At 62.1% G+C, this 15,612-nt stretch carries 13 protein-coding genes; 4 read left to right on the top strand and 9 right to left on the bottom strand.

The window, feature by feature from the left end:
• Positions 1 to 57: 57 nt before the first annotated feature.
• The 6 genes from dgoD to ABIE28_RS15165 all read right to left on the bottom strand — a co-directional run bounded on the left by dgoD (position 58) and on the right by ABIE28_RS15165 (position 7,591).
• Positions 58 to 1,230, bottom strand: a complete 1,173-nt coding sequence (gene dgoD / locus ABIE28_RS15190; RefSeq protein ID WP_354064346.1) for a galactonate dehydratase — start codon at positions 1,228 to 1,230, stop codon at positions 58 to 60.
• A gap of 27 nt (positions 1,231 to 1,257) precedes the next feature.
• On the bottom strand, positions 1,258 to 2,133 hold the full coding sequence (locus ABIE28_RS15185) for an SMP-30/gluconolactonase/LRE family protein (protein WP_354064344.1): 876 nt from the start codon (positions 2,131 to 2,133) through the stop codon (positions 1,258 to 1,260).
• A gap of 9 nt (positions 2,134 to 2,142) precedes the next feature.
• Complete coding sequence (locus ABIE28_RS15180) at positions 2,143 to 4,674, bottom strand: ATP-binding cassette domain-containing protein (protein ID WP_354064342.1); 2,532 nt, start codon at positions 4,672 to 4,674, stop codon at positions 2,143 to 2,145.
• 18 nt (positions 4,675 to 4,692) lie between these two features.
• On the bottom strand, positions 4,693 to 5,784 hold the full coding sequence (locus tag ABIE28_RS15175) for an ABC transporter substrate-binding protein (RefSeq protein ID WP_354064340.1): 1,092 nt from the start codon (positions 5,782 to 5,784) through the stop codon (positions 4,693 to 4,695).
• 35 nt (positions 5,785 to 5,819) lie between these two features.
• A complete protein-coding gene (locus tag ABIE28_RS15170; RefSeq protein WP_354064338.1) occupies positions 5,820 to 6,794 on the bottom strand; it encodes an ABC transporter permease in 975 nt (324 codons plus the stop codon).
• Positions 6,795 to 6,892: 98 nt separating this feature from the next.
• Positions 6,893 to 7,591: a FadR/GntR family transcriptional regulator gene (locus ABIE28_RS15165; protein WP_354064336.1), complete on the bottom strand. Its 699-nt coding sequence runs from the start codon at positions 7,589 to 7,591 to the stop codon at positions 6,893 to 6,895.
• A 423-nt stretch (positions 7,592 to 8,014) separates the two neighbouring features.
• Between ABIE28_RS15165 and ABIE28_RS15160 the strand changes: the two genes are divergently transcribed.
• The 4 genes from ABIE28_RS15160 (at position 8,015) to ABIE28_RS15145 (ending at position 12,661) form a co-directional block, all read left to right on the top strand.
• Positions 8,015 to 8,962 (top strand): substrate-binding domain-containing protein, encoded by a 948-nt coding sequence (locus tag ABIE28_RS15160; RefSeq protein WP_354064334.1) that lies wholly within the window; start codon positions 8,015 to 8,017, stop codon positions 8,960 to 8,962.
• A gap of 75 nt (positions 8,963 to 9,037) precedes the next feature.
• The gene (locus tag ABIE28_RS15155) at positions 9,038 to 10,615 is read left to right on the top strand and encodes a sugar ABC transporter ATP-binding protein (RefSeq protein ID WP_354064332.1); all 1,578 of its coding nucleotides are present in this window, start codon (positions 9,038 to 9,040) and stop codon (positions 10,613 to 10,615) included.
• Entirely contained in the window at positions 10,612 to 11,625 is a 1,014-nt protein-coding gene (locus tag ABIE28_RS15150; protein ID WP_354064330.1) for an ABC transporter permease, read from the top strand. Before ABIE28_RS15155 ends, ABIE28_RS15150 begins: the two co-directional genes overlap by 4 nt.
• A 22-nt stretch (positions 11,626 to 11,647) precedes the next feature.
• Positions 11,648 to 12,661 (top strand): LacI family DNA-binding transcriptional regulator, encoded by a 1,014-nt coding sequence (locus tag ABIE28_RS15145; protein ID WP_354064329.1) that lies wholly within the window; start codon positions 11,648 to 11,650, stop codon positions 12,659 to 12,661.
• On the opposite strand, the gene ABIE28_RS15140 is transcribed toward ABIE28_RS15145, so the two are convergent.
• The 3 genes from ABIE28_RS15140 to ABIE28_RS15130 all read right to left on the bottom strand — a co-directional run bounded on the left by ABIE28_RS15140 (position 12,662) and on the right by ABIE28_RS15130 (position 15,464).
• Positions 12,662 to 13,693 carry a hydroxyacid dehydrogenase gene (locus ABIE28_RS15140; RefSeq protein ID WP_354064327.1) on the bottom strand — a complete coding sequence of 344 codons (1,032 nt, stop codon included), beginning with the start codon at positions 13,691 to 13,693 and terminating at the stop codon, positions 12,662 to 12,664.
• Between the two features lie 158 nt (positions 13,694 to 13,851).
• A complete protein-coding gene (locus ABIE28_RS15135) occupies positions 13,852 to 14,505 on the bottom strand; it encodes a hypothetical protein (RefSeq protein WP_354064326.1) in 654 nt (217 codons plus the stop codon).
• Entirely contained in the window at positions 14,502 to 15,464 is a 963-nt protein-coding gene (locus tag ABIE28_RS15130) for a hypothetical protein (protein WP_354064324.1), read from the bottom strand. The genes ABIE28_RS15135 and ABIE28_RS15130 overlap by 4 nt, the downstream gene beginning before the upstream one ends.
• Positions 15,465 to 15,612 lie beyond the last annotated feature (148 nt).

Raw genomic sequence — 15,612 nt, 5'->3', positions numbered from 1 at the left:
GTTTTGCGGGCGGGCATCAGCGTGACCAGCCCGTGGCCACGCTGACAGATTTGCGGCCTACCAGTCGACGATGGTCCCGTCCGGCAGCACCGCATTGAGCGTGTGGAACACTTCCTGCTCGAAGGGGTGCTTGGCGGCAAGCGCTTCGTTGACTTCGATGCCAAGGCCCGGGCGCTCCGGGATCTGCCAGGCGCCATCGACGCGGCGGATCGGGCTATCGACCACCTCATCGTACCACGGCACGGCACCCGTCATTTCTTCCTGGATCACAAAGTTCGGTGTCGCGATGTCAAAGTGCAGCGCGGTGACGCCAGCAATCGGGCCGAGCGGGTTGTGCGGCGCAATGCCAACGCCTGCGGTCTCCGCGGCCGCGGCAATCTTGCGCGCTTCGCTGAGGCCACCGGTATGGGCAATGTCGGGCTGGGCGATATGGAGCGCGCGGGCGCGGAACAGCGGATCAAACTCAGCCCGCCCTATCAGGCGTTCGCCGGTCGCTATTGGCACCGGCGAGCGCGCGGTGACCTCGGCCATCAGCAGCGGATCGTATGGTGGGACGGGTTCTTCCACGAACAGCGGACGGCCGGGCGCCAGAGCGTTGATGTAATCGAGCGCTGCCGAAGCCGAAGCGGGGCGGCCATGGAAATCGACCATGATCTCGACATCGTCGCCAACCGCTTCACGCAGACCCATCATCAGCTTTTGGACATGGTCCACAGCGCGAATGGTGGTCGTGTAATGGGTATAGGGGATGAACACGACCTTGAGCGCGTTATAACCCTTCTCGACCACTTCGAGCGCCCGATCCTTGAGCTGCTCGACCTGCATGGTCTCATAGACTGACTTCATGTCGCCAAGGCCCAGATGGGTATAGACCGGCACCTTCTCGCGCGTCTTGCCACCGAGCAGACGCCACACCGGCACGCCCAGATCCTTGCCCAGAATATCCCACAACGCCACTTCGATGCCCGAAATGGCCGAGGCGCCGATCGAGCCCATCTTCCAGAAGCCATGCTTGTGCATGATGCGCACGGCCTGCTCGATATCGCGTGGATCACGGCCCACCAGCAATGGCTCTAGATCGGCCACGGCGCCAACTACGGCGCGCGTCTTCCACTCCAGCGTCGACTCGCCCCAGCCATAAAGGCCGGGCACATCGGTCTCCACTTTGACGAAGACCCAGTTGCGCATTTCTGCGTTGACGACGACTGTCTTGATAGCTGTGATTTTCATGCGGATCTCGGAAGGAAAGAGAGGAAGTCAGCCGCCGAAGCGCGTTTCGGGGAGGCCAGCGACGCCGACGTCGATGGCAAAAAGCCCACCAGCCAGCGGCTGGGCAGCAAGGGCGTCGCCCTTGAGGTCCCACACCGCACTGGTGACGTAGAGGGTTTTGAGGTCTGGCCCGCCAAACATGCAGCTGGTGGGCTTGGACACTGGCAGTTTGACCTCGCGGTCAATGCTGCCATCGGGGGCAAAGCGGGTGACCTTCCAGCCATCCCACATCGCGACCCAGAGATAGCCTTCGACATCCATCGCGCCGCCATCGGGGCCATAGCCGGTGCCCGTGGTGTCGGCGAACACCTGCCGATTAGACAGCGCGCCCGTGGCATGGTCGTAGTCAAAGCGCGAAATCTGCTTGTCGAGCGTGTCGGCAAACCAGAATTTTGTATTGTCGGCGGACCAGACAAAGCAGTTGGAAATCCCGACATCGCCCAGCACTTTGTGCAGGCTCTTGTCCGGGTCGAGCCGATACAGCCCTGCCGTGTGGCTGGTCAGGCTATCGTCCATCGTGCCGGCCCAGAGGCGACCACGCCGGTCGACCTTGCCCTCGTTGAAACGGTTGCCCGGCAGATGGGCTTCGGGGCGCGCGATCCACTCGATAGCGCCGCTATCTGGATCATAAAAGGCAAGCCCGGAGGCGAAGGCGACGATCAGGCCACCTTGCTCGCGCACTGCAACGCTGCAGATGCGCTCGGGCGTTTCCCAGCGATCGACTTTGCCGGTGGCCGGCGTCAACCGTTGCAGCAATTTGCCTTCGATATCGACCCAATAAAGCGCTTGCTCGGTCACGTCCCAGACGGGCACTTCGCCGAGTATGTTGGCAGCGTCGACCACGCAGCGCACGACATCGGTCATGGCGAGCTCCTAATCTGTCCGCTTGAGACGGGCGAAGGTCGTCAGCCAGTCGCGCCATTTGCCATCGCTGCGGGCCGCATAGATCGCGACAGCTGCAAGCGTCAGGCCACCGGTCAGCACATATTGCCAATAGGCCGAAATCTGCAGGTGGTTCATGGCGTTCTGGATGACCATCAGCAGGCAGGCGGCGACGAACACGCCGAGCGCCGTGCCCTTGCCGCCAAACACGCTGGTGCCGCCAAGCACCACGGCCGTCACCGACATCAGCGTAAAAACGGTGCCCGCCTGCGGATCGCCGCTACCGATGCGCGACGCGATGATGACGCCCGCGACGGCCGCCATGAAGCCGCAGAACATATAGGCGGCCAGGCGCACGCGACCGGTTTTGACACCGGCGACATAGGCCGCATTGGCATTGGAACCGGTCGCCATCAGGCGCAGACCCAGCTTGCCGCGCAGCAGCAATAATTCAAAGGCCAGCACGGCCAGCACCGCGACGATGAACACCACCGGCACATTGCCTACGCGTATGAGCACCAGATCGGTAAAGCTGGAATCGAGCAGCCCGCCGGGGGCCGGGCGCACGATCAGCGCCAGACCCGCTACCACCGAATAGGTGGCGAGCGTTGCCACCAGATCGGGCAGTTTCAACCCCTGAATGAGGATGGCATTGAGCAGCCCCACCAGCAGTCCTGCCGCCAGCACGATGACCAGCCCGCCAGCCAGACCAAATGGCGCGCCTGCCACCAAGAGGAACGAGGCGATGGCGGTCGAGAGGCTGATATTGGGGCCCGCCGAAAGGTCGATGCCGCCCAGCGCGATTACGGCAAACTGCCCCAGTGCAACAAACACCAGCGGCGCGATCTGCACGGCGAGCGATGCGAAGTTGCGCGGTGTCAGGAAATAGGGCGTGGCCAGCGATGCATAGGCACAAAGGCCAACGGTGATGGCGAGCAGCAGCAACGTCGCACCATAGCGCCCGAACAGGCGCGCAGCCGGCGTTGCCGGTGGCTTGCGGATGGAGACCGGCTTCTCCGGCACGACGCCAGCCTCGACCGATTTGACGGCGCTGCCAATGATACGTTCTTCCGTCGCCGTGGCGCCGGGCACTTCATCGACAATGCTACCATTGGCGACCACCAGAATACGGTCGGAAATCCCGATCAGTTCCTGCACGTCGGACGACACCACGATGATCGCAATCCCGCGCTGCGCCAGCTGGCGCATCAGGGTGTAAATCTCGGCCTTGGTGCCGACATCGACGCCCTGCGTTGGCTCGTCGAAAATGCAGATTTTCGGATTGGCCAGCAGCCAGCGCGCAAAGGTCACCTTCTGCTGGTTGCCGCCTGACAGCAGCTCCACTGGCTGCTGCACATTTGGGGTCTTGACCCGCAGCGCAGCGACTTGCGCCGCGACGGCCTCGCGCTCGCGGGCATTGTCGAGCACGCCAAAGCGCGACCAGTCTTTGATATGCGGCAGAACGATATTGCTGGAAATGGAATGCGGAAGGAACATGCCCTCGCCACGCCGATCCGACGGCAGGTAGACCACGCCGGCCTTGATGGCATCGGAGGGTGTCGAATAGCTCTGTTTGACGCCATTGATGGTGATGCTGCCGCTCGCCGGCGTCAGGCCGAAAATGCTGCGCACGATGTCCTGCTGACCGCTGCCGGCAATGCCGCCCAGGCCGACGATTTCGCCGGCATGCACCTCAAAGCTCACATCCTTGAACGCGCCAACGCCGGAAATGTGCGAGACGCCAAGCACGGTTTCCCCGACGCTCGTGGCGCGCGGCGGATAGGTCAGAGATAGCTCGCGCCCAACCATCATGGTGACAATCTGGTCGGCACTCGTGGTGGCTGCATCGACCGATCCTACCATCTGCCCATCCTTGAGGACGGTGATGCGGTCAGCAATCGCGAAAATCTCGGGCAGGCGGTGGGAGATAAAGATGATCGACGTGCCTTGGGCCCGCAGCGTGCGCAGGATGGCAAATAGCTTGTCGACTTCGCGCGGCGTCAGCGCCGAGGTGGGTTCGTCAAGGATCAGAACCCGCGCATTGCGCGACAGGCCGCGCGCCAGTTCGATGATCTGTTTTTCCGCCAGCGGCTTGTCGCCAACCCGCTCACGCAGGTCGATGTCTTCACCCAGCCGCGCCAGAACGCTGCGCGCTGCTTCGCGCATGGCAGCGTAATCGATGATGGCTCCCCCGGGCTCGCGCCCGAGGAAGATGTTCTGCACGGCGTCGAGGTCGGGCACCAGATTGGTGTCCTGATAGACCATGGCGATGCCGTGATCGGCGGAGTCGGCGGGTCCGGTCAGCGTGACGGGCTTGCCGTCGATCAGAATGGTCCCCGCATCGGGGCGATAGACCCCGGTCAGAACGCGCATCAGCGTCGACTTGCCGGCACCATTCTCGCCCACCAGCGCGTGGATTTCCCCTGGACGGCAGTCAAACGACACGCCGCCCAAGGCCTTCACGCCTGGAAAGGTTTTAACGATGCCCTCAACCGCGAGGGGCAATTGCTGTTGCTGTGCCATGGTCCGCCGCCGCTAGGTTCAGCCGAAGATCTTTTCGAGTTCTTCGGTGGACAGGTTCGTATCGACAAACACGCCATCAGCCAGTTCTGGGCGGATGTAGGACGTGTAATTGTCTTTGGTGATCAGCTTTGGCGTGATCACCAGATCGCGCTGCAGTTCTTCGCCGCGCAGCAGCGCCAACGAATTGCGAAGCGCCACAACGCCTTCCCATGTCGGCTCGGAGATCAGGCCGATATCGAACTTGGGCTGGCTGTCCTTCTGCGCGGCATAGAGCTTGAGCAGGCCGTTATAGTCATCGCCGGTCACGGGAACGAGCGGACGACCAGCAGCCAGCAGCGCGTTGGACGCGCCTGCCGTCACCTGCCCGCCATCGGCCCAGATGCCGTCGATTTCAGGATAGGCCGCGATCAGATCGCTCATGACTACCTTGGCCTTGTCTTCCGACCAGTCGGTGTCGCGATAGGCCAGCACTTCGATTTCGCTGCCTTCAAACGCCTTCTGCGCGCCAGCCCAACCGGCTGCCGTGTAGGAGTTGCCAGCAATGCCGCCCAGCGCCACGATCTTGCCCTTGCCACCCAGCGCATTGCGCAGCCAAGTGCCCGACGACTGCCCTTTGATCTCTGGATTGGTGCCGACGTAAACGTCGTACCCTTCGCCATCGATTGGCAGGTTGAACGGCGCAACGATGATGCCTTCCTGACGCGCATTGTTAAGCGCGGGAACAACGGCCGCGCCCGAATTGGCGATGACCAGGATCGCATCGACCTGCTGGCTGATCAGCGATTCAATATCGTTGACCTGCTTGGTGATGTCGTTCTGGCCATCGACCACGATCAGCTCTGCAATGTCTGGGTGCTGCGCGGCTTCCAGCTCGAGCGCGCGGATCGCCATGGCGCGCCAGCTATTGCCGGAAAAACCATTGGCAAAACCGATGCGATAGGGGCCGTCTTTCTTCTTGCCCGAAATCAGCGGACCCGAGAACGTCTGGGTGGCGTCACTGATCGTGTCGGCCAGAGCGCCGAAGAATGGCGTGGTGGCGGCAAGGCCAAGACCTGCCATGCCATACTTCAACAGCCTGCGACGGGTGAGGCCGATATCAAACGACTGCATGTTACTTCCTCCACAAATGTAAGCTTGGCTTACGGTTAGCGGCGCTTCTGTGCGACCGCTCGATACAGCACCACACTGGCCACGATGATCGCGCCCTGAAGCACCATCTGGGTGCCGGTGTTGATGCGGATAATGTTGGTGAAACTGTTGAGCTCGGTGATGAAAATGGCGCCGCCAACGGTCGCCATGACGCCGCCAATGCCACCACTGAGCGCCGTGCCGCCCACCACCACGGCCGCGACGGCCGTGAACATGAATTGATTGCCGATGCCTAGGCTGGGCGAACCCACATAGGCCGTCAGCAACAGCGAGCCGAGCGCCGCCGTCAGCGCGCTGACAATGTAGCCTGACGCCTGCACGGCACGGGTCGGAATGCCCATCATGCGGGCTGCGACTGGGTTCGCGCCGGTCGCATAAAGCCAGCGGCCATAGACCGTAGCGCGCGTCACCCAGGCCAGCATCAGCGCGACTGCCAGCCAGCACAGGGCCGAGACCGGAAAGCCTGCGATATTGCCCTGACCGAGCCAGTTGAACGACGGGGCCGACGAGCCGTGCGGGGCGCCGCCAGTATAGATCAGCGCGATGCCGAACAGGATCGAATTGGTGCTCAGTGTCGCGATCAGCGGCGTGATGCGCAGCATGACGATCAGGAACGCATTGGCCGCGCCAATGGCCAACGCCAGCCCGAGGCAGGCGACGACGGCAAAGCCGATATTGGCATCGCTGCCCATCATCATCGAGGTCGCGATGATGTTGATCAGGGTGACGACGCCGGCCTGCGACATGTCGATGCCGCCAATCAGCAATACAAGCGTCTGGCCGCATGCAATCAGCCCAACAAAGGCGGCAACCTGCAAGATGTTCATCACCTGCGACGGTTGGAACATTGCCGGTGAGATAATCGCCGAGATCACATAGAGGGCGATAACTGCAACCCAGACCGGTCCAATAGCGGTGACGACGGAGCCGATACTCTGATTTGGCAATCGCGGGGCTGGAGCTTTTTCCATGCCGACCTCCCGACTAAGGCAGATCTGCGTCCGCCGTTGAGTCAAATAATATGTCGGACATATTATGGAGGCATTTCAGATCGCGCAAGATACCTGCGCTAAATTTCCTTCATGGCGCGCTCAAGCAGATGCTCCATGGCTGATCGCGCCTTTTCGCCATCATGGGCCGAGATCGCGAGATAGACCGCCTCGTGCAGATCATAGCCCGCATCGAGCCCCTCGGACCGATTGGCTTCGCTCTGCAGCTTGAAGCTGGCCTCCAGCAGCGGCCGCAGAATGGCGCTGATCCTGTCGATGACACGGTTCTTGCTGGCCGAAAAAATAGCCATATGGAACTCGATGTCGGCCTCATAAAAGTGCTCGGTGTCCGACACAAAATCTTGCATGTCCTTGAGCGCAACGCGGATTCGCTCCACATCGCCATCGGTCGCATGCTGCGCTGCCAATCGCGCCGCAGCCGGTTCGATCAGGCGGCGCATCTCGACGAAATCGGCCAGTATTTCGTGCGGAATGGCCCCAGTTGCGTGCCAGCCCAGCACGTCTGGATCGAGCAGGTTCCACTTGTCCCGCTGCTGCACAAAGGTGCCGGCACGCTTGCGGGCATAAACCATGCCCTTGGCCGACAGCACCTTGATCGCCTCGCGCACCGTCTGCCTGCTCGCCTGAAACTGCTCCTGCAACTCCGCCTCGCGCGGTAGCACGGTCCCCTCCGGATAAGCCCCGGTGGCAATGGCCTTGCCGATCTCATTGAGCAGATGAGTGTGCAGACTGCTGGCGTTCTGAAAGTAATCCGACATTGTTCCGCGCAGGTTCTCGAGTGTGAAGGCAAAGTGCCACAGGTCTTGGAAAGCTCACGCACCAAGATGGATAGCCCCGGCACTTGTCGTGAGTCGCCAGCAACTGACCATGGCATGGCGACGGATGCCATCCACAAAGTTGCCATAGCCCGCCGGTCGAAAAATCGGCAGAGGCAATTTTGTGGGGAGTTGAGGTGCGTCAGCGCATGCCAAGGCAATCAGCTTGGAAACGCATCGCACCTAGCCCGTATCCATTGCGACCTTTGGGGAAGCACCGATTTCTCAGGGCGGCACCTCTCGTCTTCTCCCACCCCACCTACCCTGTTGCGCAAACGTTTGCCTCGGGCTAGGCTACTTTTTGCGCAGGCCAAAAAAGCAGAAAATGCGAGGGTCGCGCGATATCGTTTCCTGAGGAGGAACCCCATGGATAGACGCAGTTTTCTGATGTCTACGGTGGCGCTTGGTGCGCTTGCCGTTGCCGCGCCTGCTGCCCTGGCACAGGACAAACTAACGATCCTGGGCTCGGTGCCGAGCCTTGGCTTCCCGTTCTTCGTCCACATGCTCAACCAGATCAAGGACGAGGCAGCCACCCAAGACGTCAACCTGATCGAGAGCGACGGTCAGAACTCCGCACCCAAGCAGACCGCCGACGTCGAAGCGGCCATCGTGCAGAAGGTCAATGCCATCGTCATCGCGCCGCTCGATGTGAACGCGCTGGCGCCAGCCGTCGAACAGGCTGTGCAGGCCGGTATTCCCGTGGTCACGGTTGACCGTCGCGTCGATGGTGTCGAAGGCGTGCTCGCCCATGTGGGCGCCGACAACGTCAAGGGCGGCGAAGCCGAGGCCCAGGCCGTGGTAGATGCTTTCCCCAATGGCGCCAAGGTGTTCCACCTGCAGGGCCAGCCCGGCGCCGGTCCCGCCATCGACCGCAACCTCGGCGTCCACAACGTCATCGACCCGATCAAGGACAAGTACCAGATCGTCTTCGAACAGACGGCAAACTTCGCCCGCGCTGAAGCCCTTTCGGTCACCGAGGCGGGCCTGGCGTCTGCCGGCAAGCCGGACGCCATCATCTGCGCCAATGACGATATGGCCCTCGGCGCTGCCGAAGCCTGCGCCGCGCGTGGCTTTACCGACGTCAAGATCTATGGCTTTGACGCCCTGCCAGAAGCTTTGGCCGCTGTTCGCGATGGCCTTCTGGCCGGCACGGTCGAGCAGTTCCCCGGCGAACAGGCCCGTACCGCCGTTCGCATCGCGCTCGACTTTGCCCGCAATGGCACCAAGCCTGCCGAGCCACTCGTGCTGCTGACGCCAATCGTCATCAGCAAGGACAATCTCGACAAGGCCGAACGCATCGGCGAAGCCGGCTAGTCCTGAGGACATAGCGGTTGGCCGCCCGCGCGGCCGACCGCACCCATCCTGCCATCTCGTAACCGGGAGGAGCGCATGGTCGTCTCCAGCGGAACCGTCGTGTCCGATAGCCAGAAGCTGTTGGAAGTCACGGGCGTCTCAAAACACTTTTCCGGCGTCACCGCCCTCAGCGACGTCACGCTCGACGTGCGGCGCGGCGAAATCCTCGGCCTGCTCGGCGAGAACGGCGCTGGCAAATCCACGCTGCTCAAAATCCTCTCCGGCGTGCAGCCGCCGTCGAGCGGCACCATCACCTTTGGCGGCGAGCCCTATAGCCCCACCAGCCCCAACGCGGCCAAGGCGGCGGGAATCGTCACCATCTATCAGGAACTCAGCCTGATCCCGACCCTGACGGTGGCTGAAAACATCTTTATCGGCCGCGCGCCGCTCAATGGCCTGGGCTTTGTCGATTGGCGCGCCATGCGCGAACAGGCCGCCACCATTATCGGCCGCGTCAATCTCAACATCCCCACCGATACGCCGGTGTCCGCGCTCTCGGTGGCCGAACAGCAACTGGTCGAAATCGCGCGCGCCCTGTCGCTCGAAAGCCGCCTCATCATTATGGATGAGCCCACCTCGGCGCTCACCGAGACCGAAGTGCAGCAATTGCTCGGCATCATGCAGCAGCTGCGCAGCGAAGGCGTCTCGATCATGTTCGTGACCCATCGGCTCGAAGAAGCCTCGGCGGTCTGCGATCGGGTGACGGTGCTGCGCGACGGCAAGCTGGTCGGTTCGCTGACGCGGCAGGAAAATGGCATTCCCATTCCCCCGATCATTGAAATGATGGTGGGTCGCGCCGCTTCCGATCTCTATTCCCGCACCACCGACATTCATCAGGCCGGCGAAGTGCTGCTGACCATTCGCGGCCTGCGCACCACGCCCGATCCAGACGCGCCCCATGCCATCGTTCTGCAGGGTATTGATCTCGATGTACGCCGCGGCGAAATCCTCGGCATTGCTGGACTGGTCGGCTCCGGTCGAACCGAACTGGCCCGTGCCATCTTCGGCGCCGATACCATTGCCGCCGGAACTATGACACTCGATGGTGCCGCCTATGCGCCCGCTGGTCCTGCCGACGCCATCGAAGCGGGCATTGGCCTTGTCCCCGAAGACCGCAAGCATCAGGCGATTTTCCCGGCACTCAGCATTCGCAGCAATTTCTCCTCGGCGATCCTCAAGAAACTGTCCAACGGCGTTGGCTTCATGAATGAGCGGCAGGAGCGCGACGATCTGGAAGACTACAAACGCCAGCTCAGCATCCGCCTCGCCACCCAGGAACAGCGCATCGATGGCCTCTCGGGCGGCAATCAGCAAAAGGTCATTCTGGCCCGATGGCTGGCGCGCGATCCAAAGCTTCTGATCGTCGATGAGCCCACGCGCGGTGTCGATGTTGGCGCCAAGGCCGAGGTCCACCAGATCCTTGTCGAACTCGCCTCACGCGGCATCGCGATCATCGTGATTTCATCCGAACTCCCCGAGGTTCTGGCGGTCAGCGATCGCATCGTCACCATGCGCGAAGGGCGGTTAACCGGCGAGGTTCCGGCACAGGAGGCGACACAGGAAAGGTTGATGGCATTGATGGCACTTGGACAAAAGCAGGAAGAATTGGCATGAGCACCACCCCGACCACCACCAAGCGCAATCCGGGCCTGTTCACACTGGTGCAGCGCTTTGCGCCGCTGATCTTCCTTCTGGCTCTGATCGTCATCTTCACGGCCCTAAAGCCCACCTTCATCGACCCGATCAACGTCTTCAACATCATGCGCCAGATTTCGATCACTGGGCTGATCGCGTTGGGCATGACCTTCGTCATTCTGACCGCCGGCATTGATCTCAGCGTCGGCTCGCTGCTCGCCTTCTGCGGCATGGTTGCGGCCATCGTCGCCAAGGGCGGCACGGCAAACTCCATGTCGCTATCGGCCGGTGCAGGGCAGGGCTTTGGCTGGTTCGCCGCGCTGTTGGCAGCTGTCGTCGTCGGCGCTATCGCCGGCGGCGCACAGGGCGTCGCCATCACCCGACTCAAGGTGCCGCCATTCGTCGTGACGCTGGGCGGTCTCACCATCTGGCGCGGCCTGACGCTGACGCTGTCCAATGGCGGCCCGATCTCGGGTTTCGATGCCTCAATGCGCTGGTTCGGTACGGGCCTTATTGGCCCGGTGCCGGTGCCGGTCATCATCTTCGCCGTCGCCGCCGTGCTCTGCCACATCGTGCTGCGCTACACGCGCTATGGCCGCGCCGTTTATGCGGTGGGCGGCAATGCCGAGGCCGCGCGTCTGTCTGGGATTCGCGTCGACCGCATCCTGGTCTCGGTCTATGTCATCGTCGGCTTTTTCGCCGGTCTTGCAGCTTTCGTCCTCGCCGCACGGCTCAATTCTGCAGAAGCGGTGGCGGGCATGGGCTATGAGCTGACAGTCATCTCGGCTGTGGTCATCGGCGGCACATCGCTGTTTGGCGGCATTGGCAGCGTCGGCGGCACCGTGGTTGGCGCTGCGCTGATCGGCGTGTTGCAAAACGGGCTGCAGTTCAACAATGTCTCCTCCTACACCCAGAGCATTGTCATTGGCCTGATCCTGATCATAGCCGTTGCATTCGACCGCTGGCTGAAGTCAAAAGCGGGCACCTGAGAAACACGCCCGGTCACTATCGATGGTCACCATCAAGGACGTCGCGCGCCGGGCCGAGGTGTCCTTCACCACCGTCTCGCACGTCATCAACAAGTCGCGCCCTGTCAGCGAAGAAACTGCCGAGCGCGTCTTCGCCGCCATTGCCGAGCTGGGCTATGTGCCGTCCGGCGTGGCGCGGGCGCTGCAATCGAACCGCACGCGCACCATCGGCATGATCGTCACCACCACGACCAACCCGTTTTTCGGCGAGGTCATCCGGGGTGTCGAGCGCGTCTGCTTCAAGCATGGCTATGCGCTGATGATCTGCAATACAGATGATGTGGCCAGCCAGTTGGTGGTCTATCTGCAGGCCCTCTTGATCAAGCGTGTTGACGCCATCGTGGTGATGACCTCCAACGCCAGCCCAGAGTTTTTCGATCATGTCGGGCAGGTCAAGCGCGTGCCGCTGGTCGCCATCGATGCGCCGCCCGGCTCTGTCGGCTCGGTGTTTTCCGACGATTCTATCGCCGGTGGCCGCATCGTTGCCGAATTCCTCGCCGACCGTGGTTTCACCAATATCGCTGTCGTCACCGGACCCGAACAGCACCCCCGCATGCGTGATCGCCTGACCGGTTTTCAGGCTGCGCTCGCCGAACGCGCCATCGCGCTGCCGCCCGGCTGGATGGTGCGTACCGATATCAGCATGGACGGCGGACTCGAAGCCACCCGCGCCATTCTGTCATCGGGGCGGCCGCGCCCGCAGGCCATCTTTGCCCTCAGCGACATCATGGCCATCGGCGTGCTGCATGGTCTGCATGAGGCGGGTCTGCGCGTGCCCGAAGATGTGTCGGTGGTGGGCTATGACGATATCGCTTTTGCCGCGCATACCCTGCCGCCGCTGACCACCATCTGCCAGCCATCGGTCGATATGGGCGGGCGTGCTGCGGAGGCCATCATCAGCCATCTCGAGGCCAACACGCCGCTGCCCAAGGCGGTTCAGCTGCCGCCCGAATTGATGGTGCGCGACTCCGTTGGGTTCATCGCGCACCCTGCCTGATCAATTGCGATCGACCGGTTTCGAGCGCATCCGCGCCACGGTTTCGCGCTCGGCCCGCTTGCAGCGCATCGGCGGCAGACCGCGATCCATCAGCGTCATGTCTTCGAGCACCATGTCGCCCATCCGCTTGAACGCGATATCAAGCGCACCTGCCCGATGCGCCGACAGCAACAAGCCCGGCACGCTGCGCGCCGGATGATCTGCCGCCAGCGGTTCCTCGGGAAATACGTCGGTCGCCGCCTGAATATGGCCACTCCGCACCGCCGCCAGCAGCGCATCGAAATCCACCACATCGGCCCGGCTGAGCAGGATGAAATTGGCGCCCTTCCGCATGCTGGCAAAGGCCTCGGCATCGAGGAACGACTTGTTCTCCGCCGTCACCGCCGCCATTACGAAGATGAAGTCGCTCTGGGTGAGCACCGTGTCCAGCGACGACGGAACAACGCCATGATCGGTCAAAATGCTCGGTGGCAACCAGGGGTCGAACACGCGGATGGTGCAACGGAAGCCGGTGAGCAATCGGTTGAGCGTCCGCCCCAGATCGCCAAAGCCGATAATGCCAACCTCGGCCCCGCTCAGCAGTCGCGCCGTGCTATTGCCATCGCCGCCCCACAGTTCGGTGCCGGTACGAAACGCCGCGTCCGACTGGCTGATGCCGCGCGCCAGATCGAGCGCCATGCCCAGCCCGATCTCGGCTACCGGTTCGGCAAACACCGCGCCCGTCGTCACCACATGAATGCCGCGCTGAAACAACGTCTCATAGGGCATGTTGTTGATCAGGTTACTCTCGACATTGAGCACGCAGCGCAGGTTTTGCAGCCGAGCCAAAAGCTCAGGCGATAACGGTGGCTGGCCCAGAATATAGCGCGCTTCCGCCAGCGTTTCCTCGGGCAGTTCGTCGACCTTGTGCTGCTCGACTTCAACGATCCGATAGCGGTCGTAGAGCGCCTCTTTGGCTACGTCGGTGAAGATCAGATCAATGCTGCGCGGCTCAGGCGCGCTGATGATCAGCGGCTTTGTGGTGGTCGCCATAGGTCCTCCTCAGGTGCTGGTTCTTGTGACCAGTCAGCTCTTGCGAGCACGCCCCGTTCAGGCGCCCGATTAGTCTATGATCGGGCCATCGGGGGCGCAATGCCAAAAGCCCCATAAGCGCTTGGTCCCGAACGCAAAATCGTCAAGATTTATGCGCCTCACCGAGCGGTGATGACCGCCTGGAAACCATCAATCCGCAACGTGCCCGAAAGCGTGTCGAAGGGTGGCATTTCGCCATTGTAAACCAGCGGTGTTCCGCCCGCTCCATTGACCACGGTCAGCGACCCACTCGCGCCCACCTGCTCGCCATCGATGCTGAATCTGTAGCTCCCTCCGATGCAGGGCGCCTGGATGCAATTGATCGGGGCGTAGCCAATTTTGATCTGCCCTTCGAACTGTGTCGCGCTCCACGGCGTCGGCTCGGGCGGCGAAACGGCAGTCGGCGCGAGCGTCGCCACCTTGCCGTGATGGAACAGAAAACGGGCCTCGCCATCAAAGGCCAGCGAACAGAACGTCCCCTTTTCAAAGGCCTGCGCGAGCGCCGGATCGACGTCTGGCCGCAGGCCGTAATTGTGCAGATACTCCAGCTCTCCGTCACCCTCGACAATGGCATATTGCAGCGCATTGGGCGACGCCGGGCAGGCGGTGCCATCCTTGAGCTGGCCATAATAGTAGAGCGTGAACGAGCCGCGCACGCCCCAGGCCGACGCATGGGGATCGACGCTCGGTACCGGGAAAGTCTGAGCCAGTGCCGAGCCAGCCAGCCCCAGGCCGGCCAATGCGATAAGAAACGTCCGAGCTGTGGTTTTCATTTCAGCGGTCCTTCCGCGGTAGTGAGGTTTTGGGTGGGCACGCCATCGAAAATCCCGCCCGAAATGCGGGTCCAGTGTTCCTCGCTATCCAGCCCCATCTTGGCGACGCCCAGCGCCACGTCCGACATCACTTCCTGTCCCAGATTCCGGTCGACGATGACGACGATGAACGGCGTGTCGTTGTCGCCCCCCTGCTTTTCGGGCAGGGTCCAGGCCAATCCATCCGCCAGCCCAGCCGCCTGCGCCGTTTCGAGCGCCACCAAAGCTGGCGCCAGTTCAGTCGCTTCGCCATTGAACAGGTTGCTCAGAACGGTGGGGTAAACGACCTCGGGCAGGGGCGTTTCATACTGCGTCCACTCGGCCCAGTCCGCCACCACATCAAGCGGATCAAGCGACAGGCAGGTGCGGCCAAAACAATTGCCGCGCTTGGCCTGCTTTTCGCTGATTTCCTCGCGGCTTGCAGCCAGCAAAAGCGCGGCGAGTTTGGCCGTTGGTTGTGTCGCAAAGCGCCAGCGCACATGCGGTCCAATGCCGAATTCCTCGGCGTTTGCGGTGTTTTCCTCGCCATAGGACAGTGCCGTTTCCGCGCGAATAGCCGGCCCAAGATTGTAGCGATCGATGGCAACCAGCGACAGTTCCACCCCGTCCACGATCTCCCGATTATAACGCAGCACATAGCGCGCCCGGGGTAGGGGTTCTTCCTGTGTATCGATCAGCAGCAGCGCTTTTTCGATCGGCGAAATGTCGGCATCGGCCGGGATCATGGCGGTGGGATCGGCATCCACCATGTCGTCCAGCGCCTCATTGATATATTGCAGCGGCAGCACTTCGGCATGCTCGGTGCTGACAAAGGCCAGCGCCCTGTCATCGATGGGGTCGGCCAGCGCCGCGCCCGAAAACAGGGCGACAGATACCATAAGGGACGTTCCGGCCAGCAGGTGGGAAAACGAGGAAGGCATCGGTCGCGGCTCCTGTTGTTTGTGCAGTCATAATCACCATCCTGACGATGAACCGCCACTGAATGGAGAGTTCAGCATGAGCTTTCTTCGCCCCGCCCGCATCCTTCATTTGGAGGCCTCACCACGCACCGCAGTTGCATTTGTGCGG

This window comes from Devosia sp. 2618 (assembly GCF_040546815.1).
Lineage (GTDB): Bacteria > Pseudomonadota > Alphaproteobacteria > Rhizobiales > Devosiaceae > Devosia.
Note: the sequence above shows the minus strand (reverse complement) of the source record. Positions and strands in the feature narration are given on the sequence as shown.